The sequence below is a fragment of the Pseudomonas sp. 31 R 17 genome (assembly GCF_900004915.1).
GTDB lineage: Bacteria > Pseudomonadota > Gammaproteobacteria > Pseudomonadales > Pseudomonadaceae > Aquipseudomonas > Aquipseudomonas orientalis_A.
Genome location: NZ_CVTN01000065.1, coordinates 523133 through 549644, shown reverse-complemented (window position 1 = coordinate 549644; position 26512 = coordinate 523133). Strand labels below are relative to the sequence as shown.

Below are 26512 nucleotides of genomic sequence, written 5' to 3'. Positions count from 1 at the left end.
AGCGCCTGTGTAATCAAGCCGCTTCCCTGACCGGAAGCGGTTTTTTTTTGCCATGTCACTAACCCCTGCGAATCAAAGGTGGGCGCTGGCTTGCCTTCCCTTCAACCTTTCAGGGTAAGATTGGTAACAGATTCTTACAGACCACAGAGGGAGCTTGTCGTAATGATCGTAGGCATTGACCTGGGCACGACCAATAGCCTGGCCGCCGTGTGGCGCGGCGATGCCGCCGAAATGGTACCCAATGCCCTTGGCCAGTTGCTGACCCCAAGCGTGGTAGGCCTGGATGATCAAGGCCGTATCCTGGTGGGCCAAGCCGCCAAGGAACGCCTGCATACTCACCCGCACCTGACCACGTCGCTGTTCAAGCGCTACATGGGCAGTGCCACCGAAGTGCGCCTGGGCGACCGCTCGTTCCGCCCCGAAGAGCTGTCGGCGCTGGTCCTCAAAAGCCTCAAGGAAGACATCGAGCGCACCTATGGCCAAACCGTCACCGAAGCGGTGATCAGCGTGCCCGCGTACTTTAGCGACGGCCAGCGCAAAGCCACGCGCATTGCCGGTGAACTGGCGGGGCTCAATGTTGAAAAACTGATCAACGAACCCACCGCCGCCGCCTTGGCTTATGGCTTGCACCAGCGTGACAAGGAAACCTCGTTCCTGGTTTTCGATCTCGGCGGCGGCACCTTTGACGTGTCGATCATCGAGCTGTTCGACGGTGTAATGGAAGTACGTGCCAGCGCCGGCGACAACTTCCTGGGCGGCGAAGACTTCGACACGTTGTTGCTGGAACACTTCGTCGACAGCCAGCGCAATGCCCAGGGTTTCCCGCCCACCCGCAGTGTGTTGCAAGCCCTGCGTCGCGAAGCCGAGCGCGTGCGCAAAGCCTTGGGCCAGGACGACAGCGCCGAGTTCGCCCTGCGTATCGATGGCCAACAGTGGGTCACAACCATCACCCAGGCCGAACTCGCCAAGCTCTACACGCCCTTGTTGGAACGCCTGCGCGCACCGATTGAACGCGCCCTGCGGGACGCACGCATTCGGGTCGGTGACCTGGACGAAATCCTGCTGGTAGGCGGCACCACGCGCATGCCGCTGGTGCGTAAACTGGCCGCTGGTTTGTTCGGGCGTTTCCCCTCCATCAGCCTCGACCCGGACCAGGTGGTTGCCCACGGCGCGGCGATCCAGGCAGCGCTCAAGGCCCGCTCGGCGGCACTGGAAGAAATCGTGCTGACCGACGTCTGCCCCTACACCCTGGGTATCGAAACCTCGAACCAGTACGGCGGCCATATCGAAAGCGGGCATTACCTGCCGCTGATCGAACGCAACAGCAGCGTGCCGGTGAGCCGGGTCAAAAGCGTGGTCACGCTCTACGACGACCAGCCCCGGGTGCTGCTGAAAATCTACCAAGGCGAAAGCCGTCTGGTGAAAGACAACATCGAACTGGGCCAGTTGGAAATCCCCGTGCCCAAGCGCAAGGCTGGCGAAGTCTCACTGGACGTGCGCTTCACCTACGACAACAACGGTTTGCTCGAAGCCCAGGTGAACATTCCGCTGACCGGCGAGCAGCACTCGCTGGTGATCGAAAACAATCCTGGCGTGCTCAGCCCGCAAGAGATCCAGCAACGCCTGCAAGCGTTGGCATTGTTGAAAATTCACCCGCGCGACCAGCAGGTCAACACCGTGCTGACCGCCCGCCTCGAACGGCTCTACCAGGAAAGCCTGGGCGAGCTGCGCGAGCAACTCGGACACTGGGCCGCGCAGTTTCAGCAAGTGCTCGACACCCAGGACGAGCGCCGCATCCGTGAGGCCCGCAGCGAACTGACCCGACAACTTGAGCAACTCGATAACGGGTTCTGGCGCTGAAGGAAATCCACATGGACTGTTGGACAGTGTTGCAATTGGCGGACGATGCCGACGAACGGACCATCAAGCGAACCTACGCGCGACTGCTGAAAAGCTGCCGCCCGGACGATGATCCCGAAGGGTTCCAGCGTCTGCGCGAAGCCTATGAGGCTGCATTGGGGTACGCACGCTGGCGTGCAGACAACGAAGAGCAAGAGCGCGCAACTGCCGTTGTCGAACAGACCGACAGCCACCTCAAGGATTTGGCCGAGTTGATGGACGTCAGCACGCTCAGCCCCGCGCCCTTTGAAGCGCCAAAACCTGACCCGGTCCACGGGTTGCTCATCGGCCTCAACGCCGACAACCTCGATGAGCGCTGGGCCCAGGCCCGGCAACAGGACTGCAGCGACGCCTTCCAGGCCGGCCTGCTGCGCCACTGCTTTGAAGCCCCCGGCGAGCGCAGTGCAATTACCCGTTGGGCGATGCAACATCTGGAATGGCTGACACCCTGGCAACGGGTGGCCATGACGCCATGGCAGCACGATGCACTGACCAGTGAGCTGTTGCAGGAATATCGCCTCAACTTGCAGGAACTGCTGGAGCAAAAGGCCGAGCGCGAGTTCATCACCCAACTGACGCACTACAACGAGCAAGCCTGGCTGCGGGTGTTCGATCAGCAGCAACAGTGGCAACACATTATTCTGCAACTGCTGCACGACACCCAATGGAGCGTGCCGCTGTTTGAACGCGTATGCCAGGCCTTTGGCTGGGACGACCAGAAAGGCGTGTTTGCAGAACCCGCGTGGATGTGGCGCAGCCTGGTGTCGCGTTGCGAGCAGGAAAGCTTTTATATCAGCCTCCAAGACAAAGCCCAGGACACCCGGCGCACCTGCGCCGATGCCCTGGCCGCGCGCTTGTTGCTCACGCCCATGACCGCAACCCAACAGATGCGCATCATCGGCAGGTTTGGCCAAAACGAATGGAACGCTTGCCAGCATCTGGGCGAAACCCTGACCTGGCGTTATCCGCAGTTGATCGAACGCCTGCCCCAAAGCGACCTGTTCTTCTGGCGCAAATTCGTCCCACGACCGATTTACGTCCATGTGCTTATCCGGCTCTGGGCGATCTTTGCCTTGGCCGCTGTCCTGAACCTCGTTCACGTTGAAACCGAAAAGCTGGACTTCGGGGTCGTACTCATCTTGGTGGTATTGGCGATCTTGCCGGCCGCGGTCTTCTTTCGGATCACGCAGATGTGGGCCGGGATGAGTGCGTCCTTTGTAGTTGCGGACGTGTGGCTGAGCCAGTATTTGATCCCTAAACGCGTCAACCCCAACCAGTATTGGCTGGTGTTACGCCACGGCATCCCGCAATTGGCCATGCTCGCGGTGTGCGGGCTGGCACTGGGCATTCTGGGAGCGATTACGTATGCCGGGATGCTGCTGATCAACCTGCTGCACAGCAAACGCATCGGCCACATGGGTGAGAAAAGCCTGAAATTTCCGTGGCTCAACGGCCTGCATTGGGCCTTCTGGAGTCCGCTGCAAGTGGTATTCCTGGTGGTGATGGTGGCGGTGATCATCGCCGCGCAGCATTACCTGCCAGCGGTGCCATGGTCCCATATCGACCTGCCCAAACAGTAACGAGACGCTCGGGCCTGAGCGTATTGAGCAGGCCCGCAACTTGCGTTCGATCATCGCACACAACCCGCTCTCCCCCACTTTCATCGCCCCCGTACCGCCCCGCACCATGGCCCGCACCTGCATAACCCCAATAACAACAGGTCCAACACCATGAGCACGTTCCGCCCGCGCCAGCTATTGCTGGCAACCGCTGTCGCCAGCCTTGCCCTGCCCGTCGTCGCCGAAGAACACGGTTTTCTCGAAGACGCCAGCGCCAACCTCAACCTGCGCAATTTTTTCTTCAACCGCAATTACACCAACCCGACCAAAACCCAGGGCGGCGCGCAGGAGTGGACGCAAAGTTTCATCCTCGACGCCAAGTCCGGGTTCACTCAAGGCACGGTCGGTTTCGGTGTCGACGTGCTGGGCTTGTACTCGCTCAAGCTTGATGGCGGGCGCGGCACCGGCGGCACGCAGTTATTGCCGCTGGACCACGACGGCCGCCCAGCCGATGCGTTCGGTCGCCTGGGTGTGGCCTTCAAGGCGCGGGTTTCCCGGACTGAAGTGAAAGTCGGCGAATGGATGCCGGTGCTGCCGATTTTGCGCTCGGACGATGGTCGCTCATTGCCGCAGACCCTGCGCGGCGGGCAGATCACGTCAAAGGAAATCGATGGCCTGACCCTGTATGGCGGTCAGTTCCGTGCCAACAGCCCGCGGGACGACAGCAGCATGCGCGACATGTCGATGACCGGCAAAACCGCGTTCACGTCCGATCGCTTCAACTTCCAGGGCGCCGAATACGCCTTCAACGACAAACGCACACAAGTCGGCGTGTGGAATGCCCAGCTCAAGGACATCTACCGCCAGCAGTTCGTCAATCTGATCCACAGCCAGCCCGTGGGCGACTGGACCCTGGGCGCCAACCTGGGGTTCTTCTACGGCAAGGACGACGGCAGCGCCCGGGCAGCTGAGCTGGACAACAAGACCTGGTCAGGCCTGTTCTCCGCCCGTTACGGCGGCAACACCTTCTATGTCGGCCTGCAAAAACTCACCGGCAACAGCGCCTGGATGCGTGTCAACGGCACCAGCGGCGGCACCCTGGCCAACGACAGCTATAACTCGAGCTACGACAACGCCGAGGAAAAATCCTGGCAGGTTCGCCACGACTACAACTTTGCCGCCCTTGGCGTACCGGGCCTTACCCTGATGAACCGCTATATCAGCGGCAGCAACGTGCACACCGGCACGGTGACCGACGGCAAGGAATGGGGGCGCGAAAGCGAATTGGGCTACACCGTACAAAGCGGCAGCCTGAAAAACCTGACCCTGCGCTGGCGCAACTCCAGCATGCGGCGTGACTACAGCAACAATGAGTTCGATGAAAACCGGTTGATCGTCAGCTACCCGATAAGTCTGCTGTAAACCGGCGCCGCAGTTACTGTATGGTGCGCGCCTGCCGCTGCTGATCGCCCCAGCAGCGGCCTCTCATTCGAGCCCGCGCACAGCATGAAAACCTTCGCCTCCGCTATCGCACTGTTCGCCCTGGCCCTGAGCCTGGGCGGCTGCATCGGCTCGCCCATCGCCCTGACGCCGCAGACCGAGCAACGCCTGCAGGCCCGGGCGCCAATCCGTTTCCTGCTGACCTTCGATGACGGCCCCAGCGCCTCGGGCTACAACAACCCGAGCCGTTCGGTGGTGGCCGATCTGGCCGATAACCCGGTGTCGCCAGGGATCAAGGCGGTGTTCTTTCTACAGACCCAAGCCGCCCGTTCAGGCGGCAGCGCGCGGGGCCGCAAGACCATGGTGCGTGAGTCTGCCGCCGGCCATGTGCTGGCCTTCCACACGGCGACGGCGTTTCATACCAATCATCGCTGGCTCAGTGACGCCGAGCTGGAACGCACCCTGACCCAGGGCGCGGCGGACATCGCCGCCATCACCGGCACGCCGCCCCTGCTGGTGCGGCCACCGTTCTGGAACTACGACCACCGCACGTTCGCCGCCTACCGACGCCACGGCATGCAGGTGCTGTTGACCGACCTGAGTGCCAACGACGGCAAGATCTGGGGCTTCAATGGCAGCCCACGCCGACGCGCCAACCTGTACCGCCAGCTGTCAGTGGTGCGTGAGCGCATCGCATTGGGTGAGTTGCCGACGGTGGACGGCGTGATACCGGTGGTGGTGACCTTCCATGACATCAACCGCTACACCGCACGGCATATGCAGGAGTACCTGCAGATCCTGATGGACAGCGCCCGCATCAACGGCCTGAAGACCGCCGCCGAGCCCTTCTACACCGACACCGCCACCCTGCAACGCGCGGCGCTGGTCCGCACGGTCAAGGAGGTGAACGAGCCGGTGCATCTGCCGGGGGTGTGGAATTGGCTGTGGGATGCCGATGCCAACTGACTTCTACAGTCAATGAATATCCCCTGTAGGAGCGAGCTTGCTCGCGAAAAACGTCAACGATAACGCGTACTTTCTGAATGAACGCGGTGCCTGTGAGTTTTTCGCGAGCAAGCTCGCTCCTACAGACGGCATCAGGGCAAGCTCCCTCCCAAATTTTGAGCGCATTTCAACTCAGGGTTGGCGCGACTCCACACCCAACTCATCCCACACCGACTCGGCCAGATGAAACGTCGCATTCGCCGCCGGTATCCCGCAATAAATCGCGCTTTGCATCAGCACTTCCTTGATCTCGGCGCGGGTCACGCCGTTGCTGGCGGCGGCACGTAAATGCAGCTTCAACTCTTCGGTGCGGTTCATGCCGATCAGCATCGCGATGGTGATCAGGCTGCGGGTGTGCCGTGGCAAACCCGGGCGGGTCCAGATATCGCCCCACGCATGGCGAGTGATCATCTCCTGAAACTCGCTGTTGAAGTCGGTCAGGGCATTGAGGCTGCGCTCCACATGGGCGTCGCCCAGCACTTCACGGCGCACTTGCAGCCCCTCGGCATAACGTTGTTTCTCGTCCACGAAAAGCTCCTCAACGACCCAGCAGAAATTCAATCACGCGGTCGCTGAACGCAGCGCCGGCTTGTACATTGGACAGATGCGCCGCATAGAACTCGGCGTATTCGGCGCCCTTCACATGGTTCTGGATAAAGTGACCGCCGGCGGGTGGTGTCACCGCGTCTTCCGTGCCGGCAATCACCAGGGTGGGCACTTTGATCGACGCCAACTGATGACGGAAATCCGCATCGCGCACCGCCGCGCAGTTGGCGGCATAGCCTTGGGGCGAGGTGGCCGCGAGCATGTTGGTGATCTGCTCGGCCTGGTGGGGGTTGGCCGCGGCAAAATCGGCGGTGAACCAGCGTGCAATCGAGGCATCACGCAGTGCAACCATCGCCGCCGCGCCATCGCGCAACACCGTTTCGATACGCGGGTTCCACACCTCGGGCGTGCCGATCCTGGCAGCGGTGTTGCAGACCACCAGGCGATCGAGCCGCGTGCCGGCGTTGATGCCCAGCCATTGGCCGATCAACCCGCCCATGGACAGCCCACAGAAATGGGCACGCTGGATGCCCAGCGTATCCAACAGCGCCAGCACATCCTGGCCCAACTGTTCGATGCTGTAGGGCCCCTCGGTGACCAGGGATTTGCCATGGCCGCGGGTATCGAAACGCAGCAGGCGAAAATGCCGGGTGAACGCCGGCACCTGGATGTCCCACATATGCAGGTCAGTACCCAGGGAGTTGGACAGCACCAGTACCGGTGCATCGGCGGGCCCATCGAGTTGGTAATGCAGGTCGCCCTCGGCGAGTTGTACGAAAGCCACAGCGTTCTCCTTACGCAGTCAATGCAAAGTGTTCGGTCACGGCGCGGCTGACCCAGGTATGGGCCTGCCCCAGATAGTTGGCCGGGTCGAGCAGACGGTCCAGTTCGGCCGACGACAACTGGGCGGTGACCTGCGGCTGGTCCGCCAGCACGGCACGCAAATGCCGCTGCTCGGCGACCGCGCGTTTGCAGCACTGCTCCAGCAAGTGGTGCGCGGTTTCACGGCCCAGGCGCTGGGCAAGCACGCTGCTGACGGCTTCGGCCAGCACCAGGCCCTGGGTCAGCTCGAGATTGCGGGCCATGCGCTCGGCATCCACCTCCAGCCCTTCGCTGACCAGCAGCGCCTGTTCCAGTGCTCCCGAGACCAATCGGCAGATCTGCGGCAAGGTTTCCCATTCGGCGTGCCACAGTCCCAGGCTACGTTCGTGCTCCTGGGGCATGGCACTGAACATCGTCGCCACCAGGCCGGGCACTCGGGTCGCGGCGCTGATCAGCACGGCGGCGCCGACCGGGTTGCGCTTGTGCGGCATGGTCGAAGAGCCGCCCTTGCCCGGCGCCGAGGGCTCGAACACTTCCGCCGCTTCGGTTTGCATCAACAGGCTGATGTCGCGGCCGAGCTTGCCAAGGCTGCCGGCGATCAGGCCAAGCACGCTGGCAAACTCCACCAGACGATCACGTTGGGTGTGCCACGGCTGCTCGGGCAGGCTCAGTTGCAGCTCGGCGGCCAAGGCCTGCGCCACCGGCATGGCCTGCTCGCCCAGCGCCGCCAGGGTGCCCGACGCACCGCCAAACTGCAGCACCAGCAAACGCGGTTTCAATTCCACCAGGCGCTGGCGACTGCGCGTCACCGCGCCCAGCCAGCCGGCGATCTTCATGCCCAGGGTGACGGGCGTAGCGTGTTGCAGCCAGGTGCGCCCGACCAGGGGGGTCGGTGCATGCCGCTGCGCCTGGGCCGCCAATACATCGCCCAGGCGCGCCAGGTCCGCTTCGATCAGCTCCAGCGCGCGGCGCAATTGCACCACCAGGCCGGTGTCCATCACATCCTGACTGGTTGCCCCCAGGTGCACATAGCGCTCGGCCCCGGCGTCTTCAGCGGCAATCAACTTGCCCAGCGCCTTGACCACTGGAATCGCCGAGTTGCCCGCGGTGGCAATCGCCACACTGAGCGCATCCACGTCATACAGCGATGCCAGGCAGGCCTGGGCAATCGGCGCCACGGCGGCCTGCGGGATCAACCCGACCTGAGCCTCGGCCCGGGCCAGCGCGGCCTCGAAATCCAGCATGCCCTGCAGGCGCCCCTGGTCACAGAACACCTCGGCCATGCTGTCAGCGGTGAAGTAGGCGTCGAACAGTTGGTTGCTCGTGCGCAGTGTCATAACTCATTCCTTACAAATCGTGATGCAGGTACGCCGCCTGTTTCGGCAGGCGCAAGCTGAACAGGAACGCCACGGCCATCATCGCGGTGACGTACCAGTAGAAGGTGTTTTCCATACCGATGGACTTCAGGCTCAACGCAACCACTTCCGCCGAACCGCCGAACACCGCGTTGGCCACGGCATACGCGAGGCCCACGCCCAATGCACGCACCTGGGGTGGGAACATCTCGGCTTTGACCAGGCCACTGATGGAGGTATAGAAGCTGACGATCGCCAGTGCCAGCGTGATCAGCACAAAAGCCAGGAACGGACTGGTGACGGTTTTCAGGGTAAGCAGGATCGGCACCGTGAACAGCGTGCCCAGACCGGCGAACCAGAGCATGGAATTGCGCCGGCCGATCTTGTCGGCGAGCATGCCGAACAGCGGCTGCATGCACATGTACAGAAACAGCGCGCCGGTCATGATGTAGCTGGAGGTCTTGGCGTGCATGCCGACGGTGTTCACCAGGTATTTCTGCATGTAGGTGGTGAAGGTATAGAAAATCAGCGAGCCGCCGGCGGTGTAGCCCAGCACGGTGATGAAGGCTTTGCCGTGGTCACGGAACAGCGCGACGATACTGCCGGCGTCCTTGTCCTCGCGCATTTCCTTGCTGGTGGTTTCCTTGAGGGTGCGGCGCAGCAACAGGGAGATCACCGCCGCGATGGCGCCGATCACGAACGGAATGCGCCAGCCCCAGGCACGCAATTCTTCTTCGGTGAGGATCTGCTGCAGGATCACCACCACCAGCACCGCCAGCAGTTGCCCGCCGATCAGGGTCACGTACTGGAACGAGGCGAAGAAACCGCGCTGGCCCTTGAGCGCCACTTCGCTCATGTAGGTCGCGGTGGTGCCGTATTCGCCCCCCACCGACAACCCCTGGAACAGCCGCGCCACCAGCAGCAGCGCCGGGGCCCAGGCGCCGATATCCTTGTAGGTCGGCAGGAAAGCGATGACCAGGGAACCGGCGCACATCATCAGCACCGAGATCATCATGGAATTCTTGCGGCCATGTTTGTCGGCCACCCGGCCAAACAGCCAGCCGCCGATCGGACGCATCAGGAACCCGGCGGCGAACACGCCGGCGGTGTTGAGCAGTTGGACGGTGGGGTCGTCCGAGGGGAAAAAGGCCGGCGCAAAGTAAATGGCGCAGAAGGCATAGACGTAGAAGTCGAACCATTCGACCAGGTTGCCGGAGGAAGCACCGACAATCGCAAAAATCCGTTTGCTACGTTCTTCTCCGGTGTAGTGACTGGTTTTTGTTGTCATGGTTTTTACTCAGTGGGAACGGTTATAGCCTAGACATACTTTGCAACAACCGTGTCATGCAAGCAGACTTTTGGCTATGGAGTGCTTGTAAGGGCCCCATCGGGGGCAAGCCCCCTCCCACACTTGGACTTGTGAATACATTCAAATGTGGGAGGGGGCTTGCCCCCGATAGGGCCCTAAAGCCAACTCAATAATCGAAAAACACCGTTTCCCTGTCTGTCCCCTGCAAAACCACATCCCACTGATAAACCCCCGCCGCATCCTGCCTGGCAATCAACGTACCGCGACGCTGCGCCGGCACACACGCCAGCAACGGGTCATCCCCATTCAACGCCTCACCGTCAAAATAAATCCGCGTCAGCAAGTGCTTCACCAACCCCCGCGCAAACACCAGCACCACCAGATGCGGCGCCTGGGTCGTGCCTTGAAGCCCGGGCACACTGCCCGGCTTGATCGTAGTAAAGCGGAAGCGCCCCTCGGCATCCACCGGCACGCGGCCAAAGCCTTCGAAGTTGGGATCCAGCGCTTTGTCCTGCTCGTCTTCCGGGTGGTCGTACTTGCCGGCGGCGTTGGCCTGCCAGACCTCAAGCATGGCGTCGTTGACCACATCGCCGTTGCCGTCCACCACCTGCCCGCTGATCGCCACGCGTTCGCCCAGGGTGGCGGCGACCGTCAGGTCTTCGCGGTTCAGCCAGGTCAGGCCGATGTGGTAATACGGCCCGACGGTGTGGGACGTGGTTGCGTAAAGGCTCATCTCATTTCTCCATCGGCGTGGCGTCGCGGCCGCGCAGGACGATGTCCCAGCGGTAGCCGAGGGCATAGGAAGGAATGGTTTTTTCCAGATCGAAGCTTGCGATCAGGCGTTGCTTGGCACTGGTGTCCGGCACGCAGTTGTAGATCGGGTCGTATTCGAGCAGCGGGTCGCCGGGGAAATACATTTGCGTGACCAGCCGCGTCAGCACGCTGGGTCCGAACAGCGAAAAGTGGATATGCGCCGGGCGCCAGGCGTTGTGGTGGTTGCCCCACGGGTAGGCGCCGGGCTTGATGGTCTGGAATTGGTACCAGCCCTCGGCGTCGGTGACGGTGCGCCCGGTGCCGGTGAAGTTCGGGTCCAGCGGCGCATCGTGCAGGTCGCGCTCGTGGTTGTAGCGACCGGCGGCGTTGGCCTGCCAGATCTCCACGAGGATGCCCGGCACCGGCAGGCCGTTTTCATCCAGTACTCGCCCGTGAATGATGATGCGTTCGCCCTGGGGCTCGCCCTCGTGCTGGGCGGTCAGGTCGTTGTCTTTCTCGCTGACGCGCTCGGCGCCGATGGTGGGGCCGGTGATTTCCGACAACGAATGGGGCAGAAACACCAACGGCTGCGAGGGCGAACGCAAGTTCGTCGACTGGTAGGCCGGGTGCAGGTAGTCAGGTTGAGTGCCCGCGTGCGGGCGCCGGTAACCGGGCTTGTCATTCATGCAGCAATCCTCTGTTGTTAGACGCGTTCAATCGCCAGGGCCAGGCCTTGGCCCACGCCCACGCACATGGTCGCCAGGCCTTTGCGCCCGCCGGTTTTTTCCAGCTGGTGCAGGGCTGTCAGTACCAGCCGCGCACCGCTCATGCCCAGGGGATGCCCCAGGGCGATGGCGCCGCCGTTGGGGTTGACCTGCGGCGCGTCGTCGGCGATCCCCAACTCGCGCAGCACGGCCAGGCCTTGGCTGGCGAAGGCTTCGTTGAGTTCGATCACGTCAAAATCGGTGACCGCCAGACCGAGGCGCTCCACCAGCTTGCGCACCGCCGGCACCGGGCCGATCCCCATCACGCGCGGGGCGACGCCGGCACTGGCCATGCCCAACACCCTGGCGCGGGCGGTGAGTCCGTGTTTTTTCACCGAGTCGGCCGAGGCCAGAATCAGCGCAGCAGCACCATCGTTGACGCCCGACGCGTTGCCGGCGGTGACGGTCTTGTCCGGGCCGTTGACCGGCTTGAGTTTGGCCAGGGTCTCAAGGGTGGTGTCCCGTGGATGCTCATCATGCTCCACCACGGTTTCGCCTTTTTTATGGGCCACCCGCACCGGCACAATCTCTTCGGCAAAGAAGCCGGCGGCCTGCGCGGCAGCGGTACGTTGCTGGCTGCGCAGGGCAAAGGCATCCTGGTCGGCGCGCGAAACATTGTAGTCGTCGGCGACGTTATCGGCGGTCTGCGGCATCGCGTCGACGCCGTATTGGGCTTTCATCAAGGGGTTGATAAAACGCCAGCCGATGGTGGTGTCTTCCAGCTTCATGGTGCGTGAAAACGCCGCATCGGCCTTGCCCATCACGAACGGCGCGCGGGACATCGACTCGACGCCGCCGGCAATCGCCAGCTCCATTTCGCCGCTGGCAATCGCGCGAAAGGCCGTGCCGATGGCGTCCATCCCCGAAGCGCACAGGCGGTTGAGGGTCACGCCGGGAATGCTCTCCGGCAGGCCCGCCAGCAGCAGCGCCATGCGTGCCACGTTACGGTTGTCTTCACCGGCCTGGTTGGCGCAGCCGAGGAACACTTCATCCACGGCGCTCCACTCCACCGTTGGGTTGCGTTCGATCAACGCCTTGATCGGCAGGGCCGCCAGGTCATCGGCGCGCACCGTGGACAGGCCGCCGCCGAAGCGGCCGATGGGGGTGCGAATGGCGTCACAGATAAAGACATCGCGCATCAGGCTTCTCCCGGTGCTTGGCCATGGGCGGCTGCGGTGCGTGCTTCGAGGTCACGCAGGGCGCTCAGCTCAACCTCAGTCGGTTCGGCGGTCACCTCGACCTGGTCGGCAAAACGAATGGCCCAGCCGGTCGCCGCGACCACTTGCTCGCGGGTCACCCCAGGGTGCAAGGCAGTGACCACGAACTCATGGCTGCCCTCCTCCGGCTCCATGATGCACAGGTCGGTAATGATGCCGACCGGACCGGCCCCCGGCAGCCCCAGGCGCTTACGCGAATCCCCGCCTTCGCCGTGGCCGACCGAGGTGATGAAGTCCAGCTTGTCGACAAACGAACGGGACGACTGTTTAAGGATGATCAACACGCTTTTGGCGGAACCGGCAATTTCCGGCGCGCCGCCGGCACCCGGCAGACGTACCTTGGGCTGGTGATAATCGCCGACCACGGTGGTGTTGATGTTGCCGAAACGGTCGACCTGAGCCGCGCCGAGAAAGCCGACGTCGATGCGCCCGCCTTGCAGCCAGTAGCGGAAGATTTCGCCGGTGGGCACCACGGTATCGGCCGTTTCCGCCAACTCCCCGTCACCGATGGACAGCGGCAACACCGAGGGCTTGGCGCCAATCGGGCCGGACTCGTAGATCAGCACCACGTCAGGCGAGGAGGTCAGGCGCGCCAGGTTGGCCGCCTTGGACGGCAGGCCGATGCCGACGAAGCACACCGAGCCATTCTTGAGGCGGCGCGCGGCGGCGACGGTCATCATTTCATTGGTGGAATAGGTCATTACTTGGCCTCCTGCGCGCTGGCCAGCCTGGCCTGGAACTCGCTGAAATCAGCAGTGCCGTGGATGTATTCGTCGATCCAGGCGGTAAAGGTCCCACGGTCGCGGGCAATCGGGTCCCACGCCTGGTAGAAACGGTTATCCCGCTCGTTGTAGCCATGGGCGTAGGACGGGTGCGCGCCACCGGGCACATGGCACACGGCGGTCAGGGCCCAGGTCGGCAATACGCAGCTGTTCATCGGCGCGTTCAGGTCGTCGACGATTTCCTCGACGGTGACGATGCAGCGCTTGGCCGCCAGGGCCGCTTCCTTCTGCACGCCAAGAATGCCCCATAGCAGCACGTTGCCCTTGCGGTCGGCCTTCTGCGCATGGATTACCGTGACATCCGGGCGTACCGACGGGACGGCCGCCAGCACTTCGCCAGTAAACGGGCACGTGACGGTCTTGATCAGCGGGTTGACCTTGGGCAAGTCGGAACCGGCGTAGGCCCGCAGCACCGCAAACGGCAGGCCGGAGGCGCCGGCGACGTAGGCGTTGGCCAGGTCGGCATGGCTGTGTTCTTCGATCTCCAGCGGCTGCGGCCACTGCTTTTCCACCGCGTCGCGCAGACGATGCAGGGAACCCACGCCCGGGTTGCCGCCCCAAGAGAAAATCAACTTGCGCGCACAGCCGGCGCCGATCAACTGGTCGTAGATCAGGTCAGGCGTCATACGCACCAGCGTCAGGTCTTTCTTGCCCTGACGAATGATTTCATGACCTGCGGCGGTGGGGATCAGGTGAGTGAAGCCTTCGAGGGCGACGGTATCGCCGTCGTTCACGAAGCGCTTGACCGCATCGCGCAGGGTGAGAATTTCAGCCATGGGGTTGGGCTCCCGGTGTTGATCGAAAAAGGCGCTGAGGGGGGCGCCGAAGTGCTTGAAGATTAAGCCGGGGGAATGGGCCAAACAATCCGATAATCGACTCAGCGTTCGATTATCGAACGCATTGTTGCGGGGCTAACTTTTCTGAACAGCGCGATCAACTGTGGGAGGGGGCTTGCCCTAATACCAGTCTGTAGGAGCGAGCTTGCTCGCGAAAAGCTCACAGGCACCGCGTTCATTCAGAAAGCACGCGTTATCGTTGACGTTTTTCGCGAGCAAGCTCGCTCCTACAGACAGGCATCAGGGCGTGCCCCCCTCCCACATTTTGAATTGTGCCAGACGTCAGGTCGCATCGGCGTGGCTGACCATGCCCTTGATCAGCACCGCTGCGGTGGCCAACCCCGCCGGAATCACCAGCGCCGTCAGCACCTGCTCGAAGTTCCAGCCCAGGCCCAGCAAGGTCGCGCCCATCCACGCACCGAGAATCGCGCCGAAACGGCCAATGCCGAGCATCCACGACACGCCGGTGGCGCGGCCCTGGGTGGGGTAGAAGCGCGCAGCCAGGGAGGGCATCGCCGATTGCGCACCGTTGACGCACATCCCGGCAATCAGCACGAGGGTCGCCAACAGGGTGATATTGCCCAGGCTCTGCCCGACCGCGTAGGCAAATACCCCCGCCAACAGGTAGAAGGTGCCAATCACTTTGTGCGGGTTGAACCGGTCCATCGCCCAGCCCACGCCGACGGCGCTCAATACGCCGCCAAACTGGAACAACGCCCCGATAAAGGCGGCCTGCTCCATGCTGGCGCCACTGTCGCGCATCAGGGTTGGCAGCCAGCTGGTGAGCAGGTAGACAATCACCAGGCCCATGAAATAAGTGAGCCACAGCAACAGCGTGCCGGCACTGTAGGTACCGGAAAAAATCACCGCGAACACGTTGCGCGCCTTGACGGTCTTTTGCTCCGGCACGCTGAAGTGAGTGGCCTGGGCGACAATGCCGGGGTCAATCGGGGACAGGGCCTTGCGTACCTTGTCGGTACCACGGTTGCGCACCACCAGGTAACGCGCCGACTCCGGCAACCAGACCAGCAGCACCGCGCCCAGGATCAACGGCAGGATGCCACCGATCAGCAACAGGCTGTGCCAGCCGAAGGCCGGGATCAACTTGGCCGAGATAAACCCGCCACCGGCCATGCCCAGGTTGAAGCCGCAAAACATGCTGGTCACCAGCAGCGACTTGTGCCGCTCGGGGGTGTATTCGGAGAGCAGCGTGGTGGCGTTGGGCATGCCTGCGCCCAGCCCCAGGCCCGTCAGGAAACGCAACACCAGCAGTTGGTCGACATTGCTGCTGTAGGCCGAAGCCAGGCTGAAGGCACCGAACACCAGCACCGCGCCCACCAGCACCACTTTGCGCCCGAAGCGGTCGGCCAGCGGGCCGGAACCCAGCGCGCCGAAGACCATGCCGATCAACGCGGCGCTCATCACCGGGCCGAGGCTCGCGCGGTCGATGCCCCAGTCCTGGGACAGCGCGGGTGCGATAAAGCCCATGGCGGCGGTGTCGAGGCCGTCGAGGAAGACAATCAGGAAGCACAGGATCACCACGCGCCACTGGTAACGTGACAAGGGCTGGGCATTGATGAAGGACTGCACGTCCAGGGTAGAACCGACAGATGGCTGATTCATTATTTTTATTCCACACCGATGGCGGGCCAGCGACCTGGGGTCGCCATTATTATTGGAGCGCGCCCTGAAGCGCTGCCGCACATTAATAAGCCAGGGGAAACAGCGTCAATTGATCACGCCGGGTTCTGTGCGGTCACCGAACACTCAGGCAAACAGTTGCATGCTCAGCTCGCGACTGGCGCTGAGCATGCTTGGCAGGAACCGCTGCTCCAACTCGCTGCGGCTGACCCGCCCGGCATGGGTGCTGACATTGAGCGCGGCCAACACCTGGCCGGATGCGTCGTAAACCGGTACGGCGATCGAACGCAGGCCCTGCTCCAGTTCCTGATCGACGATGCACCAACCCTGCTGACGCACCTGTTGCAGGCATTCGAACAACGCTTCGGGCGTGGTCAAGGTACGACTGGTCTTGGTTTGCAGGTCGGCGTGGTCAAGGTAATCCTGCAACGAAGCGTCATCCAGGGCGGCCAGCAGGATGCGGCCCATGGAGGTGCAGTACGCCGGCAAGCGCCCGCCCACGGAAAGGTCAACGGAAATCAGGCGCTGAGTGGTGGCCGAGCGGGCGATGTAAAGAATGTCGTCGCCTTCGAGGGTCGCCATGTTGCAGGCCTCGTGAAGCTGTTCGCTCATGCGATCCAGGTAGGGCTGGGCCGACACGGCCAGGGGGGTCGACGATAAATAGGCGTGGCCCAGGGTCAGTACCTTGGGCAGCAACGAGTAGGTACGGCCATCGGTGGTGGCATACCCCAGCTTGATCAAGGTATGCAGGCAGCGGCGCACGGCGGCACGCGGAATTTCGGTGCGATGGCTGATCTGGGCGATGGTCAGGTGACGCTTGCGCTCCTGAAACGCCTGCACCACGGCCAGGCCACGGGCCAGGGAGGTCATGAAGTCCGGATCACCGGTGAACGCCTGGATGCGCTTGGCCGGTGATGCCACGATCGGCGGCGCCACCGACGCGAAGGAGTTGCGCAATTGATCGTTCATTTCAGGGATCCTTTTTCTTGTTTTCAACCACAGAAGGGCTGGCTGCTATTACAAGCCGCACGGTTAGCGATGCACAAGGCAAGGGCGGCAACATTGGGCGATTATCGGACGATGATGCGATTATCGCAATTCTCGGTTGCCGAGCCCGCTACAGCGCGTTGCCCGGTAAAAAACGGCTGTTTTGGGGGTATATGTTCAGCCAATACTTACGCTGTGATGTAACAAAACTCGCACATGAAGTTGAGACTTTTTAAATTTATGCCGATAGCGTTCTTCAAATGCGTCGCTATAATGCAGCCTGTACAGAGGTCAGCCCAATTCGGTTATTGGGATCGGAGCTCGCCCGGCGCCGCATCCCGTGCGCAGGGTCGATTAAAGCAGTGGATTGAAAAAGCGATCTCAGGTCCCTACTTAAACTTGAACAGGGCGTCTGTTGAAGTATGTACACCCGAGGCGCCTTTTGGCATGAAGTTGTACCCTTATTAAACCCAACTCAATTAGGTAACACTGTGACGAAAGATGAACTGCGCGCGGAACTTGAGCGCCAGGAGCAACGTTACAAGGACGTTTACGGCGGGGAAGTCACCACCTACGCCGCCCAGCCTGAGCCGGAACGTAAGCCCTGGCGCAAGCGCGCCAGCCTGCTGGACCAGGCGTTCGCCCAGGAAATCCAGAAGATCGAGCAAGAACTCAAGGCCGAAGAGCCCTAGGGCGAGTTGAGCCTCCAGGCTTTACGGTCGGCGCCGGTCATCACCTGCGAAGGGCAGCGACCTTCAAAACCACTGGTCGGCGCCCTACTGCTGCTAACGAAATTTCATACAAATGTTTCACACATGACATTTTTGTGTCGAAACCGTGTTTTTTCGCGCCCTGGCTTTACAAATCAAGCACTTGCCAAAGCCCCGAAAACCCTGGGATGCGCCTGCGCAGGCCGGTTTTTTTCACGCCAGATTGTTACCGATGAGCAGCTAATGCATCGATTACCGCGGTTTTCTGGCATAATCGCGCCCCCTTACGACCGGGTCAGAAAACCTTCATGATCGATTTATTCAGCGGACTGGATGCTTGGGTTCTAGTGAGCCTGTTGCTCGCCCTGGCCTTTGTCCTCGCCTTCGAGTTCATCAATGGCTTTCATGACACCGCTAACGCGGTGGCCACAGTCATCTATACCAAGGCCATGCCGCCGCACCTGGCGGTGTTCTTCTCCGGGGTGTTCAACTTCCTCGGCGTGTTGCTCGGCGGTGTGGGTGTCGCCTACGCCATCGTGCATCTGTTGCCGGTGGAGTTGCTGATCAATGTGAACACCGGCCATGGTTTGGCGATGGTCTTCTCATTGTTGGCGGCGGCAATCACCTGGAACCTGGGCACCTGGTACTTCGGTATCCCCGCCTCCAGCTCCCACACGCTGATCGGTTCGATCCTCGGTGTGGGCCTGGCCAACGCCCTGATCAACGATATTCCCCTGGCTGACGGTGTGAACTGGCAGAAAGCGATCGATATCGGTGCGTCCCTGGTGTTCTCGCCGATGGCCGGCTTTCTCGTCGCAGCCCTGGTGCTGATCGGCCTGAAGTGGTGGCGCCCGCTGTCGAAGATGCACAAGACCCCGGACCAGCGCCGCAAGCTTGACGACAAGAAGCACCCGCCGTTCTGGAACCGCCTGGTGCTGGTGATTTCGGCCATGGCGGTGAGCTTCGTGCACGGCTCCAACGATGGGCAAAAAGGTATCGGCCTGATCATGCTCGTGCTGATCGGTATCGTGCCGGCGCAGTTCGTGCTCGACCTGGGCAGCACCACCTACCAGATCGAACGTACTCGCGATGCCACCGTGCATTTGAGCCAGTTCTACCAGCGCAACAATGCCACGCTCGGCGAGTTCCTGGCCCTGGGCAAAAGTGTCAAGGACGATCTGCCGGGCAAGTTCCAATGCAACCCGCAGCAGACCGAGCCGACCATCAACGCGCTGGTTGATACGCTCAAAGGTGTTTCCGACTACCACGCGTTGAGTGCCGACCAGCGCATCGAAGTACGTCGTTACCTGCTCTGCCTGGACGATACCGCCAAGAAAGTCGGCAAGCTGCCTGGCCTGGATGCGCGTGAAAAGTCCGACCTCGACAAGCTACGCAAGGACCTGACCGCCACGACCGAGTACGCGCCGTTCTGGGTGATTCTCGCGGTCGCACTGGCCCTGGGCCTGGGCACCATGGTCGGCTGGAAACGCGTGGTACTGACCATCGGCGAGAAGATCGGCAAGCAAGGCATGACCTATGCCCAAGGCATGTCGGCGCAGATCACCACCGCCACCATGATCGGCTTCGCCAATATCTTCGCCCTGCCGGTGTCCACCACCCACGTGTTGTCTTCCGGCGTGGCCGGCACCATGGTCGCCAACAAAAGCGGCCTGCAAGGCGGCACCGTCAAGACCATCCTGATGGCTTGGGTATTGACCTTGCCGGCAACCGTAGGCCTCTCGGCCGGGTTGTTCTGGCTGGCGTCCTGGGCGCTGGGCAGCTGATCAGTCGCCTGCAATGAAGAAGGTGCGATTCGCGAGAATCGCACCTTTTTTTATGGCCTGATGATCGCTCCCACGCTCTGCGTGGGAACGATAGGCAAAAAAAAAGGGCGACCGAAGTCGCCCAAAATGCCTTGCGTGCCCTGTAATCCGGAAAAACCTAGGGTTTTTTACGCTTGTTCGCGTCTTTCCAGATAAAAAATCCGAATCCAACAAAAAACAGCACCATGAGGCTTACGGTCAGCACTCCGGCAAATACCACATTATCGATAAACATGACCGGCCTCCTGCACTTGCCCTGTTGCGATAGGGCTAAGTTAATGGAGAAGGCGGAATGGAAAATTGACAGGGATCAATGTCGCCCGCGACGGGGCGTAAAGAAGGGCAATAACTGACCTGGATCAATCCAGGCAAGTTGATTCAACGTTTTTTCGGCTTGTTCTTCGACTTCTTCTTGGCTTTACCCAGGGGCATCGCCTGTTCAAACGCCTGACGCACTTCGTTCAGGCGTTTGTCATTGAGGTCATGCACGCGCTTGGCGCGTTCGGCATTCAGGTCGATCAGCTTGTCGTCGTCACTCATGGCTTGGCTTACGTAATGGCGGGAATGCCCAATAATGCGGTCTCCCGCGCCCGACGGCAAATCAGCGGGCGACAAAATGCAGGGCATCGACCAGAATCGACCCTTTCCTTCCTCCCAGGAGACGCAACCCGGTGGCACTGCACAAGGACCTTCCTCCGTTGCTGGCCCTGCGCGCCTTTGAGGCTGTGGCACGGCACTTGAGCTTTATCAAGGCGGCAAATGAGTTGTCGGTAACCCAGAGCGCCCTGAGCCACCACGTGCAAAAACTTGAGCAACACTTGGGCAAACCGCTGTTTATCCGGCGCACACGTGCGATAGATCTGACGGTGGACGGCCAGCATTACTACAACGAAATCCGCCCGGCCCTGGATGCCATTGCAACCGCCACCCGCCACCAAAAAGCAGTACCCGGCCCCAGCCTGTTGCGCGTCGGCTTGCTGGCGTCCTTCGCCACGCTGTGGCTGGCGCCGCGTCTGGCCGAGTTTCTCAATCGCTACCCGCATGTCCAGGTTGAATTGCTGCCCGCCATTCAATTGGCCAACGTCGCCGGTGCCGAGGTTGACCTGGCCATCCGTTACGGCAAGGGCGACTGGCCCGACGTGCACGCCACGCGACTGATGACCGAAACCCTGTCACCGGTATGCAGCCCGGCCTTCAAGGCCGGCCAATCCCACGATAGCCCGCTGTTGATGGCCACCTCACACCGCCCGTTCGAGTGGACGGATTGGTCGCAGCATTATCAGGTCGACCTCGAGCGCCACCCTCGCGTGATGCTGCATGACTACAACATCGTGGTCGAAGCCAGCGTGGCCGGCCAGGGCATCGCCATGGGCCGCCATCGCCTGATCCAGCGCAAGCTTCGCGACGGCAGCCTGGTGGAGGCATTCGACTGGCCGCCTTACCACAGTGAGATCGGCTACTGGCTGATCACGCCCCACAGCCCGCCGAGCGAAGCGGCAGCATGTTTCATTCAGTGGCTGCAGGAAACCTGCGCCGACGCATGATTTTTTTCGATGCGTCGATTGAGATCTATCCGTTTGTCGGCCACTCGTGCAGCCAACATGCTGGAACCTCCCCCTCAAGAGGTTGCATCATGAGCGACTCCATCCGTCAACGCGTACACGCCCTTGGCCTGACACTGCCGACTGCCAGCCAACCGGCGGCCAACTACATCAACCATGTCGTCAGCGGCAACCAACTCTTCATTTCCGGGCAAATCCCCCTGCTCGATGGCACGCCTGCCTACGTCGGCCGCGTCGGCGACACGCTGGATGATCAACAAGGCGCCCAGGCCGCAGAACTCGCGGCACTGGGCCTGCTCGGGCAACTGAGCGATGCCCTGGGCGATGACCTGTCGCGCGTGGTGCGCATCGTGAAGCTGGGGGTATTCATCGCCTGCACCGCCGATTTCCAGCGCCAGAGCACGGTCGCCAATGGCGCGTCGAACCTGTTGGTCAACGCCCTTGGTGACAAGGGCCAGCATGTGCGCACCGCCGTCGGCGTGAGCAGTTTGCCGGCGGGCGTGGCCGTGGAAGTCGACGCCATTGTCGAGTTGCAACCGTGACCCCGCTGGCCATCCGACAACTGCGAGCGGCCACGCCCGGCTGCCGGGCCGGCACCGTGCACTTCAATCATGCCGGTGCTTCTCTGCCCAGCCAGGCCACCCTCGACGCCATCGTCGCGCAACTGCAACGCGAAGCCCGGGACGGTCCGATGGAAGCTGGCGAGCATGGCGCCGTGCTGGTGGAGCAGGCCCGTCACGCCGCCGCGCAATTGCTCAATGCGCCCGCGTCCTCGATTGCCTTCGCCAGCAGTGGCTCGACGGCCTGGAACCTGGCGTTCCAGGCCTTGGGCCCATGGCAGCCAGGTGACCGCATTTTGGTCGGCCGCCATGAATGGGGCGGTAACCTGGCGAGCATGGCAATGGCCATGCAAGCAGGTGCCCGAATCGACGTCATCCCCTGCGACGCGGCCGGCGCAGTGTGCCCGGTGGCGCTGGAGGCGATGATCGACGCCGACGTGAAGTTGATCAACCTCACCTGGCTGCCGGCCAACGGTGGCCTGATCAACCCTGCCCAGGCCATCGGCGAAGTGGCGCGGCGTCATGCCATCCCCTACTTTATCGACGCTGGCCAGGCGCTCGGCCAGGTGCCTGTGGATGTACAGGCGCTGCACTGCGATGTGCTCAAGTGCGCCGGCCGCAAGCACCTGCGCGGGCCACGGGGCACGGCACTGTTGTATGTAAGGCCGGCGTTTTTGCAGCGCCTGAATCCTGCCCAGCGCGATGTGTTTTCAGCCCCCTGGACCGCCGCAGGTTTCGATGTGCGCAACGACGCGCGGCGCTTCGAAACCAGCGAAGCGTCCTTTGCCTTGCTGGCCGGACTCGGCAATGCCTTGCAGGAGATCAACCAACTGGGGATCGAGCAGGTATGGGAAGGCGTCTCGCGCACCAGCGCGCGAATCCGCGAAGGGCTGCGCCAGATCCCGGGGATTTCCTTGCATGACATGGGCACGCTGCAGTCCGGACTGATCGCCTTCAACCTGACCGGTTGGGACGCCTTCGAACTCAAGCAGCGCCTGGGCTTGCAGCGCATCAACATCGGCGCCAACGGTGTGGCCTACACACCACTGGACATGCAAGCGCGCGGGTTGAACAGCATTGCGCGAATCTCCGTCAGCCCACTCAACGACGACCGGGACTGCGCGTTACTGCTGGGGGCTTTGCGAGCACTGCGCGACTAAACCTCGATGTCGACCCACAAGCCCTGACGCGGCGCGTCTTCAATCAGCGGCGCCACGGGCACGGTGTTGTCGGCGTTGAGCAGATCGCCGGGAATCGGCAGGTGCTGCTCAGGGTCGTCGCCGGCCTCACGCTGACGTTTTTGCTGCTCTTGCTGGCGGCGTTGTTCTTCGCGCAGCAGAAAGGTCGACTGCTCCGCATCGCCCTTTTTCAGGTCGATAGTGCTCTCGTTGGAGCTCGGTTGAACCGGCACGACGGGCGGGATATCCGGCTTCTGGCGCACCGGATCGAGTTGCGACGTGACCGGCGCGACACTGACGGGCAGCATGGGTGGCAACATAATCTTGATTCTCCTGATCAACAGGCTGTCGGCGCGCCCCAGGGCGACTTGAGCGCGCGCTCGCCAAGCTGTGACCCAGTCGACAGTTGTGAGTGCCCGCCACCCGTCGATTTAGCCGGCGGGCGTGCGCACCAACCCAGTAGTTTTCGTCAGAGTCCTTGGGCGTGGGGCCTTGTTCCGTTAAGATAGTCGGCTTTTTCACGGCGGGAGTCAGGCAGCATGGCGCAGCAGTATCAACCGGGGCAACGCTGGATTAGTGACAGCGAAGCAGAGCTGGGGTTAGGCACCGTTCTGGCACAGGACGGCCGCTTGTTGACCGTGCTCTATCCGGCCACTGGCGACACTCGCCAGTATGCGCTACGGAATGCGCCCCTCACCCGCGTGAGGTTTTCACCGGGCGACAGCATCACCCATTTCGAAGGCTGGAAAATGACCGTACAGGAAGTCGACGACGTCGACGGCCTGCTGGTCTACCACGGCCTCAACGGGCAGAACGAGCAGGTCACCCTGCCGGAAACCCAACTGTCCAACTTCATCCAGTTCCGCCTTGCCAGCGACCGCCTGTTCGCCGGGCAGATCGACCCGCTGGCCTGGTTCTCGCTGCGCTACCACACCCTGGAACATACCAGCCGCCAACTGCAGTCCTCGCTGTGGGGCCTGGGCGGCGTGCGTGCGCAACCGATCGCGCACCAACTGCACATCGCCCGCGAAGTCGCTGACCGTATCGCGCCGCGGGTATTGCTGGCCGACGAAGTGGGCCTGGGCAAGACCATCGAAGCGGGCCTGGTGATCCATCGCCAGTTGCTCTCGGGCCGCGCCAGCCGCGTGCTGATCCTGGTGCCGGAAAACCTGCAGCACCAGTGGCTGGTGGAAATGCGCCGCCGCTTCAACCTGCAGGTTGCACTGTTTGACGAAGAACGCTTTATCGAAAGCGATGCCACCAACCCGTTCGAAGACACTCAGCTGGCGCTGGTCGCCCTGGAATGGCTGGTGGACGACGAGAAGGCCCAGGACGCACTGTTCGCGGCCGGTTGGGACCTGCTGGTGGTCGACGAAGCCCACCACCTGGTGTGGCATGAAGACAAGGCCAGCGCCGAATATTCGCTGGTCGAACAACTGGCCGAAGTGATTCCCGGCGTGCTGCTGCTCACCGCCACCCCGGAACAACTGGGCCAGGACAGCCACTTCGCGCGCCTTCGCCTGCTCGACCCGAACCGCTTCCACGACCTGCACGCCTTCCGCGCCGAGAGCGAGAACTACCGCCCGGTGGCCGAAGCCGTGCAGGAGCTGCTCGACAAGGGCCGCTTGTCGCCTGCCGCGCACAAAACCATCCAGGGTTTCCTTGGCAACGAAGGCGAAGCCCTGCTCACCGCCGTCAACGATGGCGATACCGAAGCCAGCGCACGCCTGGTGCGTGAGCTGCTCGACCGTCACGGCACCGGCCGCGTGCTGTTTCGCAACACCCGCGCCGCCGTACAAGGCTTCCCGGAGCGCAAGCTGCACGCCTACCCGCTGCCGAACCCGGACGAATACATGGAGTTGCCGCTGGGCGAACATGCCGAGCTGTACCCCGAAGTCAGCTTCCAGGCACAACCGGACATCGAGGAAGAGCACCGCTGGTGGCGCTTCGACCCGCGTGTCGAGTGGCTGATCGACCAGCTGAAAATGCTCAAGCGCACCAAGGTCCTGGTGATCTGCGCCCACGCCGAAACCGCCATGGACCTGGAAGACGCCTTGCGCGTACGTTCCGGCATCCCGGCCACGGTGTTCCACGAAGGCATGAACATCCTCGAACGCGACCGCGCCGCAGCGTACTTCGCCGATGAAGAATTTGGCGCCCAGGTGCTGATCTGCTCGGAAATCGGCAGTGAAGGCCGCAACTTCCAGTTCTCCCACCATCTGGTGCTGTTCGACCTGCCGTCCCACCCGGACCTGCTGGAACAGCGCATCGGCCGTCTGGACCGGATCGGCCAGAAACACGTGATCGAACTGCACGTACCGTACCTGGAAACCAGCCCGCAAGAGCGCCTGTTCCAGTGGTACCACGAAGCGCTGAACGCGTTCCTCAATACCTGCCCGACCGGCAACGCCTTGCAGCATCAGTTCGGCCCGCGCCTGCTGCCGCTGCTGGAGAACGCCGACGACGGCGAGTGGCAAGCGCTGATCGACGAGGCCCGTGCCGAGCGTGAGCGTCTGGAACAGGAACTGCACACCGGCCGCGACCGCTTGCTGGAACTCAACTCCGGCGGCGCCGGTGAAGGCGATGCGCTGGTCGAGGACATCCTCGAGCAGGACGACCAGTTCGCCCTGCCGATCTACATGGAAACCCTGTTCGACGCCTTCGGCATCGACAGCGAAGACCATTCGGAAAACGCGCTGATCTTGAAACCCAGCGAAAAGATGCTCGACGCCAGCTTCCCCCTGGGCGACGACGAAGGCGTGACCATCACCTACGACCGCAACCAGGCGCTGTCGCGTGAAGACATGCAGTTCATCACCTGGGAACACCCGATGGTGCAAGGCGGCATGGACCTGGTGCTATCCGGCTCCATGGGCAACACCGCCGTGGCGCTGATCAAGAACAAGGCGCTCAAGCCGGGCACCGTCTTGCTGGAACTGCTGTATGTCAGCGAAGTGGTTGCCCCGCGCTCGCTGCAACTGGGTCGCTACCTGCCCCCGGCAGCGCTGCGCTGCCTGCTGGATGCCAACGGCAATGACCTGTCCGGCCGCGTGTCGTTCGTGACCTTGAACGACCAGTTGGAAAGCGTGCCGCGTGCCAGCGCCAACAAATTCGTGCAGGCCCAGCGCGACCAGTTGACGCCGCGCATCAACGCCGGCGAAGAGAAAATCGCCCCGCGTCACGCCGAGCGCGTGGCCGAGGCCAAGCGTCGCCTGGCAGCCGACACCGACGAAGAACTGGCGCGCTTGACCGCCCTGCAAGCGGTCAACCCGACCGTCCGCGACAGCGAGTTGGTCGCCCTGCGCAACCAGCGCGAGCAAGGCCTGGCCATGCTCGACAAGGCCGCGTTGCGCCTCGAAGCGATTCGAGTGCTGGTGGCCGGTTGATCACTGCCTGCTGAAAAAGAACGGCCCGCACACAATGCGTAATGCCGTTCAGTTAAGCGTACATCGCCCTCTGTAGGAGCGAGCTTGCTCGCGAAAAACGTCAACGATAACGCGTGATTCCTGATTGAACGCGGCGCCTGTGGTTTTTCGCGAGCAAGCTCGCTCCTACAAAGAGCCTTAACTGAACGGCATTACGCACACAATGCGGGCCTTTTTTATAAGCCTTCAGCGCCTCATCGGCGCATAGGTATCTACACAACTTCGCAGCCTACAGCCGCCAACACTAACCACGATGCGAAGCGAGCCGCTCTTGCTCTTGATCTGCTTTTGATCCTAGGCGCCCCGTTAAACCACGCTGGCCGAACGCAGGCTTGAATC

Annotated in this window: 25 protein-coding genes; 11 read left to right on the top strand and 14 right to left on the bottom strand. The window is 62.2% G+C overall.

Features of this window, described 5'->3' with window-relative positions; all coding sequences use genetic code 11:
• Positions 1-162: 162 nt before the first annotated feature.
• From BFP89_RS14690 to BFP89_RS14675, 4 genes are all read left to right on the top strand, one after another.
• Positions 163-1860 carry a molecular chaperone HscC gene (locus tag BFP89_RS14690; RefSeq protein ID WP_065886171.1) on the top strand — a complete coding sequence of 566 codons (1698 nt, stop codon included), beginning with the start codon at positions 163-165 and terminating at the stop codon, positions 1858-1860.
• An 11-nt stretch (positions 1861-1871) separates the two neighbouring features.
• Entirely contained in the window at positions 1872-3479 is a 1608-nt protein-coding gene (locus BFP89_RS14685; RefSeq protein WP_065886170.1) for a J domain-containing protein, read from the top strand.
• Positions 3480-3629: 150 nt separating this feature from the next.
• The gene (locus BFP89_RS14680; protein ID WP_065886169.1) at positions 3630-4880 is read left to right on the top strand and encodes an OprD family porin; all 1251 of its coding nucleotides are present in this window, start codon (positions 3630-3632) and stop codon (positions 4878-4880) included.
• An 84-nt stretch (positions 4881-4964) separates the two neighbouring features.
• Positions 4965-5864 carry a polysaccharide deacetylase family protein gene (locus BFP89_RS14675; RefSeq protein ID WP_065886168.1) on the top strand — a complete coding sequence of 300 codons (900 nt, stop codon included), beginning with the start codon at positions 4965-4967 and terminating at the stop codon, positions 5862-5864.
• Between the two features lie 171 nt (positions 5865-6035).
• On the opposite strand, the gene pcaC is transcribed toward BFP89_RS14675, so the two are convergent.
• The 11 genes from pcaC to pcaR all read right to left on the bottom strand — a co-directional run bounded on the left by pcaC (position 6036) and on the right by pcaR (position 16897).
• Complete coding sequence (gene pcaC / locus BFP89_RS14670; RefSeq protein ID WP_065886167.1) at positions 6036-6431, bottom strand: 4-carboxymuconolactone decarboxylase; 396 nt, start codon at positions 6429-6431, stop codon at positions 6036-6038.
• 10 nt (positions 6432-6441) lie between these two features.
• The gene (gene pcaD / locus BFP89_RS14665) at positions 6442-7233 is read right to left on the bottom strand and encodes a 3-oxoadipate enol-lactonase (protein WP_065886166.1); all 792 of its coding nucleotides are present in this window, start codon (positions 7231-7233) and stop codon (positions 6442-6444) included.
• A 10-nt stretch (positions 7234-7243) separates the two neighbouring features.
• Entirely contained in the window at positions 7244-8608 is a 1365-nt protein-coding gene (locus BFP89_RS14660) for a 3-carboxy-cis,cis-muconate cycloisomerase (protein WP_065886165.1), read from the bottom strand.
• Positions 8609-8618: 10 nt separating this feature from the next.
• Positions 8619-9914, bottom strand: coding sequence for an MFS family transporter (locus tag BFP89_RS14655; protein WP_065886164.1), 1296 nt, complete (start codon positions 9912-9914; stop codon positions 8619-8621).
• A gap of 187 nt (positions 9915-10101) precedes the next feature.
• Entirely contained in the window at positions 10102-10668 is a 567-nt protein-coding gene (gene pcaG, locus BFP89_RS14650) for a protocatechuate 3,4-dioxygenase subunit alpha (protein WP_065886163.1), read from the bottom strand.
• Between the two features lies 1 nt (position 10669).
• Positions 10670-11374, bottom strand: a complete 705-nt coding sequence (gene pcaH / locus BFP89_RS14645; RefSeq protein WP_065886162.1) for a protocatechuate 3,4-dioxygenase subunit beta — start codon at positions 11372-11374, stop codon at positions 10670-10672.
• Between the two features lie 17 nt (positions 11375-11391).
• Complete coding sequence (gene pcaF / locus BFP89_RS14640; RefSeq protein ID WP_176718423.1) at positions 11392-12594, bottom strand: 3-oxoadipyl-CoA thiolase; 1203 nt, start codon at positions 12592-12594, stop codon at positions 11392-11394.
• A complete protein-coding gene (locus BFP89_RS14635) occupies positions 12591-13370 on the bottom strand; it encodes a CoA-transferase subunit beta (RefSeq protein WP_065886160.1) in 780 nt (259 codons plus the stop codon). Before BFP89_RS14635 ends, pcaF begins: the two co-directional genes overlap by 4 nt.
• On the bottom strand, positions 13370-14227 hold the full coding sequence (locus BFP89_RS14630) for a CoA transferase subunit A (RefSeq protein ID WP_065886159.1): 858 nt from the start codon (positions 14225-14227) through the stop codon (positions 13370-13372). Before BFP89_RS14630 ends, BFP89_RS14635 begins: the two co-directional genes overlap by 1 nt.
• Positions 14228-14569: 342 nt before the next feature.
• Positions 14570-15910, bottom strand: a complete 1341-nt coding sequence (locus tag BFP89_RS14625) for an MFS transporter (protein WP_065886158.1) — start codon at positions 15908-15910, stop codon at positions 14570-14572.
• Between the two features lie 144 nt (positions 15911-16054).
• Positions 16055-16897 carry a pca regulon transcriptional regulator PcaR gene (pcaR, locus tag BFP89_RS14620; RefSeq protein WP_065886157.1) on the bottom strand — a complete coding sequence of 281 codons (843 nt, stop codon included), beginning with the start codon at positions 16895-16897 and terminating at the stop codon, positions 16055-16057.
• Positions 16898-16914: 17 nt separating this feature from the next.
• On the opposite strand from pcaR, the gene BFP89_RS28560 reads away from it, so the two are divergent.
• From BFP89_RS28560 to BFP89_RS14610, 3 genes are all read left to right on the top strand, one after another.
• Complete coding sequence (locus BFP89_RS28560; RefSeq protein ID WP_141689089.1) at positions 16915-17151, top strand: M15 family metallopeptidase; 237 nt, start codon at positions 16915-16917, stop codon at positions 17149-17151.
• Between the two features lie 255 nt (positions 17152-17406).
• Positions 17407-17607, top strand: coding sequence for a hypothetical protein (locus BFP89_RS14615; protein ID WP_003172389.1), 201 nt, complete (start codon positions 17407-17409; stop codon positions 17605-17607).
• Positions 17608-17933: 326 nt separating this feature from the next.
• Positions 17934-19409, top strand: a complete 1476-nt coding sequence (locus tag BFP89_RS14610) for an inorganic phosphate transporter (RefSeq protein WP_057723136.1) — start codon at positions 17934-17936, stop codon at positions 19407-19409.
• 157 nt (positions 19410-19566) lie between these two features.
• Here the strand turns inward: BFP89_RS14610 and ccoM are convergent, their stop codons facing one another.
• Both ccoM and BFP89_RS28945 read right to left on the bottom strand, forming a co-directional pair.
• A complete protein-coding gene (gene ccoM / locus BFP89_RS29555; protein ID WP_017530457.1) occupies positions 19567-19683 on the bottom strand; it encodes a cytochrome c oxidase subunit CcoM in 117 nt (38 codons plus the stop codon).
• Positions 19684-19826: 143 nt separating this feature from the next.
• Positions 19827-19988, bottom strand: coding sequence for a hypothetical protein (locus BFP89_RS28945; RefSeq protein ID WP_090408332.1), 162 nt, complete (start codon positions 19986-19988; stop codon positions 19827-19829).
• Positions 19989-20119: 131 nt separating this feature from the next.
• Between BFP89_RS28945 and BFP89_RS14600 the strand changes: the two genes are divergently transcribed.
• From BFP89_RS14600 to BFP89_RS14590, 3 genes are all read left to right on the top strand, one after another.
• On the top strand, positions 20120-20992 hold the full coding sequence (locus tag BFP89_RS14600; RefSeq protein ID WP_065886155.1) for a LysR substrate-binding domain-containing protein: 873 nt from the start codon (positions 20120-20122) through the stop codon (positions 20990-20992).
• 89 nt (positions 20993-21081) lie between these two features.
• A complete protein-coding gene (locus BFP89_RS14595) occupies positions 21082-21552 on the top strand; it encodes a RidA family protein (RefSeq protein ID WP_065886154.1) in 471 nt (156 codons plus the stop codon).
• Positions 21549-22730 (top strand): aminotransferase class V-fold PLP-dependent enzyme, encoded by a 1182-nt coding sequence (locus BFP89_RS14590; protein WP_065886153.1) that lies wholly within the window; start codon positions 21549-21551, stop codon positions 22728-22730. Before BFP89_RS14595 ends, BFP89_RS14590 begins: the two co-directional genes overlap by 4 nt.
• On the opposite strand, the gene BFP89_RS14585 is transcribed toward BFP89_RS14590, so the two are convergent.
• Complete coding sequence (locus BFP89_RS14585; RefSeq protein ID WP_065886152.1) at positions 22727-23068, bottom strand: aspartate-semialdehyde dehydrogenase; 342 nt, start codon at positions 23066-23068, stop codon at positions 22727-22729. The two genes, BFP89_RS14590 and BFP89_RS14585, sit on opposite strands and share 4 nt — an antisense overlap.
• 219 nt (positions 23069-23287) lie before the next feature.
• Between BFP89_RS14585 and rapA the strand changes: the two genes are divergently transcribed.
• The gene (rapA, locus tag BFP89_RS14580) at positions 23288-26134 is read left to right on the top strand and encodes an RNA polymerase-associated protein RapA (RefSeq protein ID WP_065886151.1); all 2847 of its coding nucleotides are present in this window, start codon (positions 23288-23290) and stop codon (positions 26132-26134) included.
• The last annotated feature ends 378 nt before the right edge of the window (positions 26135-26512 follow it).

Coding starts and splice junctions, on each gene's coding strand:
- BFP89_RS14690 (WP_065886171.1), top strand. CDS start 163: ATGATCGTAGGCATTGACCTGGGCACGACCAATAGCCTGGCCGCCGTG.
- BFP89_RS14685 (WP_065886170.1), top strand. CDS start 1,872: ATGGACTGTTGGACAGTGTTGCAATTGGCGGACGATGCCGACGAACGG.
- BFP89_RS14680 (WP_065886169.1), top strand. CDS start 3,630: ATGAGCACGTTCCGCCCGCGCCAGCTATTGCTGGCAACCGCTGTCGCC.
- BFP89_RS14675 (WP_065886168.1), top strand. CDS start 4,965: ATGAAAACCTTCGCCTCCGCTATCGCACTGTTCGCCCTGGCCCTGAGC.
- BFP89_RS14660 (WP_065886165.1), bottom strand. CDS start 8,608: ATGACACTGCGCACGAGCAACCAACTGTTCGACGCCTACTTCACCGCT.
- BFP89_RS14655 (WP_065886164.1), bottom strand. CDS start 9,914: ATGACAACAAAAACCAGTCACTACACCGGAGAAGAACGTAGCAAACGG.
- pcaG (WP_065886163.1), bottom strand. CDS start 10,668: ATGAGCCTTTACGCAACCACGTCCCACACCGTCGGGCCGTATTACCAC.
- pcaH (WP_065886162.1), bottom strand. CDS start 11,374: ATGAATGACAAGCCCGGTTACCGGCGCCCGCACGCGGGCACTCAACCT.
- BFP89_RS14635 (WP_065886160.1), bottom strand. CDS start 13,370: ATGACCTATTCCACCAATGAAATGATGACCGTCGCCGCCGCGCGCCGC.
- BFP89_RS14630 (WP_065886159.1), bottom strand. CDS start 14,227: ATGGCTGAAATTCTCACCCTGCGCGATGCGGTCAAGCGCTTCGTGAAC.
- BFP89_RS14625 (WP_065886158.1), bottom strand. CDS start 15,910: ATGAATCAGCCATCTGTCGGTTCTACCCTGGACGTGCAGTCCTTCATC.
- pcaR (WP_065886157.1), bottom strand. CDS start 16,897: ATGAACGATCAATTGCGCAACTCCTTCGCGTCGGTGGCGCCGCCGATC.
- BFP89_RS14610 (WP_057723136.1), top strand. CDS start 17,934: ATGATCGATTTATTCAGCGGACTGGATGCTTGGGTTCTAGTGAGCCTG.
- ccoM (WP_017530457.1), bottom strand. CDS start 19,683: ATGTTTATCGATAATGTGGTATTTGCCGGAGTGCTGACCGTAAGCCTC.
- BFP89_RS28945 (WP_090408332.1), bottom strand. CDS start 19,988: ATGAGTGACGACGACAAGCTGATCGACCTGAATGCCGAACGCGCCAAG.
- BFP89_RS14595 (WP_065886154.1), top strand. CDS start 21,082: ATGAGCGACTCCATCCGTCAACGCGTACACGCCCTTGGCCTGACACTG.
- BFP89_RS14585 (WP_065886152.1), bottom strand. CDS start 23,068: ATGTTGCCACCCATGCTGCCCGTCAGTGTCGCGCCGGTCACGTCGCAA.
- rapA (WP_065886151.1), top strand. CDS start 23,288: ATGGCGCAGCAGTATCAACCGGGGCAACGCTGGATTAGTGACAGCGAA.